Below are 4,194 nucleotides of genomic sequence, written 5' to 3'. Positions count from 1 at the left end.
GATGGATAGCCCGTTCGGCGGATAGCCCGTTCGGCGGATAGATAGTCCCCTAAGTCATGAAGATGTTTCCTTGTAAAGGAATTCGGGCCGCGTGAACGGCGGCGGATCAGTCAGCCGGCGGGTTCGCACTGGTCCGGAGCCGGGCGCCGATCGGGAGCCGGGAGGCAGATCGGGGGCTGGAAGGCCGGTTCCTCCCCGGTTCCTCCCCGACGGCCGGCACCGTTGCCGCGTGGCTGTGACGCAACAGGCCTCAACGAAGCACCCCGTTCGGTTCCACGAATGTTCTACGCCACGTAGGATTGGCACCATGGCGCGCCTGGGTGACCTCGAACGGTCGGTCATGGACGTGTTGTGGGCGAGCGACGACTGGCTGACCGCCCGCGAGGTCGCCGGCCGTCTCCAGCATGAACGCGATCTCGCGTACACCACCGTGCTGACCGTGCTCGAACGGTTGGAACGGAAGGGATTCGTGCGGCGTCAGCGTTCGGCGCGCGCGCATCGCTACGCGGCCAGCGACAGTCGCGAGGCCGTCGTGGCCGAGGCGATGATGGAGGCGCTCGGCACGGCGGACGATCGTGGTTCCGCCCTGGTCCGCTTCGTGGGGTCGGTGTCCGCGGAGGAGGCCGAGATCCTTCGCCGTGCCCTGGAACCCGTCGGTTCCGGGGCACCCGGCATCTTCGTGCCTGGCGCCGAGGCCCCGCGCGCCGAGGATCCGCAGGCCGAGGATCCGCACACGGAGGTCCGGCACGCCGAGGCCCGGCGCGGTCCGGCGATCGGAGACCCGCCCCGCGACGACCCGGAGCAGATCGTCACGGTAGCCACCGACCCGGATCGAACGGCCCAGATTCCGCCCGACCACCGGTAGCGTTAGCCGGGACATGACGACCGCGGCACTTCTCGCCCTGTTCGCGGGCGTGTTGGCCTGGCCGGTCCCACGCCTGCTGGCCGCCGCGCGYTGGCCCTACCGATGTCCACGGGCGGCGATCGTGCTCTGGCAGGCGGTCGGTCTGGCCGGCGGAGTGTCGGCGCTACTCGCGGCGATCGCGTTCACCGTCTCACCGCTGTCCGGCGACACCCCGACCGCCATCGTCGACCATCTCGACAACATCGCGGCCGGCGCGCCGCTGACGGGCCTGGGCCTGATCAACCTCATCGGCCTCGCTGTGGCGGCGGCCTTGGCCTCCCGGCTGTTCGGGGTGCTCGGCACCTCCAGCGCCGCCACCCTTCGCGAGCGTCACCGACACCGCGACCTGGTCGATCTGGCTGGCCGTCGGCATCGCCGGCATGAGACCTGCGTCCCGCCCGGCCATGCGTCCCATCATTCCGGCACAGCCGCGGACTCTGGTGCGGCCACCGACCCTGGCACAACCGCCGACGGCGGGGGCGCAACCGGCTGCTGCCTGTGCGAACACCGGGACCGGGCCGGCATTCTACTGCGTATCCTCGATCATCCCGTCGCGGTCGCCTACTGCGTGCCGGGGGTGCGGCACGCCCGGGTTGTGGTCTCCCGCGGGCTACTGAACACCCTCGACGCCACCGAACTGGACGCCGTGCTCGCCCACGAGGCGGCCCACGTCGCCGGTCGTCACGACCTCGTCATCCAGCCGTTCGTCGCGTGGGAGCGGACCTTCCCGTTCCTGGACCCGGCCAGGGAGGCGACCGCGGCCGTCTCGCTCCTCGTCGAGATGCTCGCCGACGACGCGGCGGCCCGGCAGACAAGCCGCCGATCGCTCGCGCGGGCCTTGGCCCGGCTGGGCGGGGCAAGGGCACCGGTCCCCGCCGGGGCGCTGGGGATCATCGATTCTCCGGCCGCTGTGCTGCCCGCACTCGGCTCCCACGAGCCTACGGCGGTCGGCGTCCGCGATTCCGGCCCGCCCGGCCCGGGCAACCCAGACGCCGGCGGGCCAGACCCCGGCGATGCGGCGCCCGGCGATGCGGCGCCCGGCCAGACACGACCGGTCGGCGGCGGCCCCCGGCGCGGCACGGCCAATCCGGTCATCTCGCGGATCACCCGGCTCCTCGACCCGCCGGAAGTGCCATGGTGGATGCCGCCGTGCGCCTACTTCGGGGCGATCATCGTGCTCGCCGCGCCCCCGCTTATTCTCCTAGTCGGCTGAGTGGAAGGCGATAATCTCTACTTTTTTTATTGACAAGCGGCGGAATGATATCTACTGTCAGCGTCATGAGCCGGCGCCCGCTTCTGGTCTGCCGTGCACACATTGACTTTCATCGCGTCGCGAGCGCGCTCTGTCACCCTTACCATCGATCCCGCTGATCATCAGGCCCCGTTCCGCCGACTGGCATCCGTCACCGTAAGCCCCCGGCGCCCGGTGACGGCACCTGCCGCCTCCTACCCGAGCCGGCCAACGGCCGCCGACCTGATGTCAGCGAAGGGTGGGCCCCTCCCTCCGGTCCACCGTCCCTGTGGTCAGCCGGGCCCCCGGTCCTGACTTTTCCGTGCGTTCCACCTGCCCTGTGTTTGCACGCCTTGCGCGTGCGCGGCGACGAGAGGCCCCGTCGGCCGCGTGGTCGCATCGCGAGGAGGTTCTCCGTGCCCGTACGCGACAAGGCGCCAGTACGCGACAAGATGTCGGCGCGGGAAACGCTGCCGGCGCAGGGARGGCCGCGGGCCGCGGCGGGGGTCGTCTCCAGGCTTGGAGCCGGGAGAACCACTGCCGGCGGCCCAGGCAGCCMAGGCGGCTCCGGCGGCTCCGGCGCCCCCAGTGGTTACGGTGCCCCGGGCGGCCCCGCGGGCTCCGCGGCGGCGATCCTGCGGGCGGTCCTCGACCACGGTCCGGTCGCCCGCACCGCCATCGGGAGGGCAACAGGGCTCAGCCCGGCGGCGGTCTCCCGGCAGACAGCCGGGCTGATCTCCCTGGGTCTGCTCCGAGAGCTTCCCGCCTCCTCGCTGGCTCCCCGGGCCGGGCGGCCGCACGTGCCCCTGGACGTGGACACCGACCTTCATCTGGCCTGCGGGGTGCACATCGCCGTCCCGTTCGTCACCTTCAGCCTTGTCGACCTGCGTGGACAGGTGGTGACGCGGGAGCAGTTGCCGCGGGAGGGGGGCCCGGCGGACGTCCTTCGGATGATCGCCCGACATCTGCCCGACTTCCTCGCCCGGCGCGCCCAGGGCAACCGTGTCCTCGGCCTCGGCGTCGTCACCGGCGGCCGGGTCGACCCCGACCTCGGCGTGGTGATCGAACACGAGCCMCTGGACTGGCATGACGTGCCGGTCCGGGAGGTGCTGGCGGCGGCCATGGGCATGCCGGTGCACGTCGACGGGCACGCCCGCGCCCTGGCCCAGGCGGAGATCCTCTTCGGCGACCCGCGCGCCCGGCGCAGCCTGCTGCAGCTGTTCGTCGGCAACGTGGTCGACGCCGCGTTCGCCACCGACGGATCGGTGCACATCGGACCGCATTCCGCTGCGGGCGGCATCGCTCACCTGCGGCTCGCCGACAGCGACGTCCCGTGCCGCTGCGGCCGGTCGGGCTGCGCGCAGGCGGCGCTGTCGGAACGGACCATGCTGCTGCGGGCGACCCAGGACGGGATCATCTCCCGTCCGGACCTGCAGGTGCTGCTGCACGCCGGGCTCGCCGGCGACCCGCGCGCGCTGTCGCTGTTGCGCGCCAGGCTCCGGCTGGTGGGTCGGATGATCAGCCTGCTCGTGGACATGATGGACCCGGAAATCGTCGTTCTCACCGAGGCCGCCGCGCTCTGCCTGCCGGATCTGTTGGTCGACCTGCACGAGGAGATCGCCGCGCACTCACGTGTGTGCACCGATCCCGAGCGGATGGTGCTGCCGAGCAGCTTCGGCATGAACGTGCTGGCCGTCGCGGCGGGAGCGACCGTCCTCGACGCGGTCCACCGCCGCCCGCACAGTCTGCCCGTCCCGCTGCCCGCCCCGATGCCGTCGCGGACACCATCACGGACACCATCACGGACACCGACAGTCGCCGCAGCCGCCCGCCGGAGGTATTAATTCCACCAGAACACAAAACGTTGACGGCCCGGAAGGGCGAGACCGAAGATTGACCGGTGAGCGACTCCAGGAACGGCGGTACGGGAAGATTTCCCGCAGCCAGCGCTCGTTGTCGCCGATGTTGCCGCCCGGCGTCACGTTCCGCTGTCCGTCGCGACAGAATCCGTAGTCGATCGCAATAGTGCCGATCACGATAGCGCAGGCGTTCCCAGCAC

The 4,194-nt window shown here is 71.3% G+C and carries 3 protein-coding genes; all 3 read left to right on the top strand.

Translation table 11 applies throughout. The annotated features are described in order from the left end of the window. Positions 1-307: 307 nt before the first annotated feature. Complete coding sequence (locus Manayef4_RS22255; RefSeq protein WP_011434723.1) at positions 308-865, top strand: BlaI/MecI/CopY family transcriptional regulator; 558 nt, start codon at positions 308-310, stop codon at positions 863-865. Positions 866-878: 13 nt separating this feature from the next. After that, the gene (locus Manayef4_RS02040) at positions 879-2,117 is read left to right on the top strand and encodes a M56 family metallopeptidase (RefSeq protein ID WP_023840128.1); all 1,239 of its coding nucleotides are present in this window, start codon (positions 879-881) and stop codon (positions 2,115-2,117) included. A gap of 470 nt (positions 2,118-2,587) precedes the next feature. Beyond that, positions 2,588-3,979, top strand: coding sequence for an ROK family transcriptional regulator (locus Manayef4_RS02035; RefSeq protein ID WP_070130450.1), 1,392 nt, complete (start codon positions 2,588-2,590; stop codon positions 3,977-3,979). The last annotated feature ends 215 nt before the right edge of the window (positions 3,980-4,194 follow it).

Origin of the sequence: Frankia sp. CgMI4 (assembly GCF_001756285.1) — a bacterium.
Lineage (GTDB): Bacteria > Actinomycetota > Actinomycetes > Frankiales > Frankiaceae > Frankia > Frankia casuarinae.
This window is presented reverse-complemented; position numbering and strand designations above follow the sequence as displayed.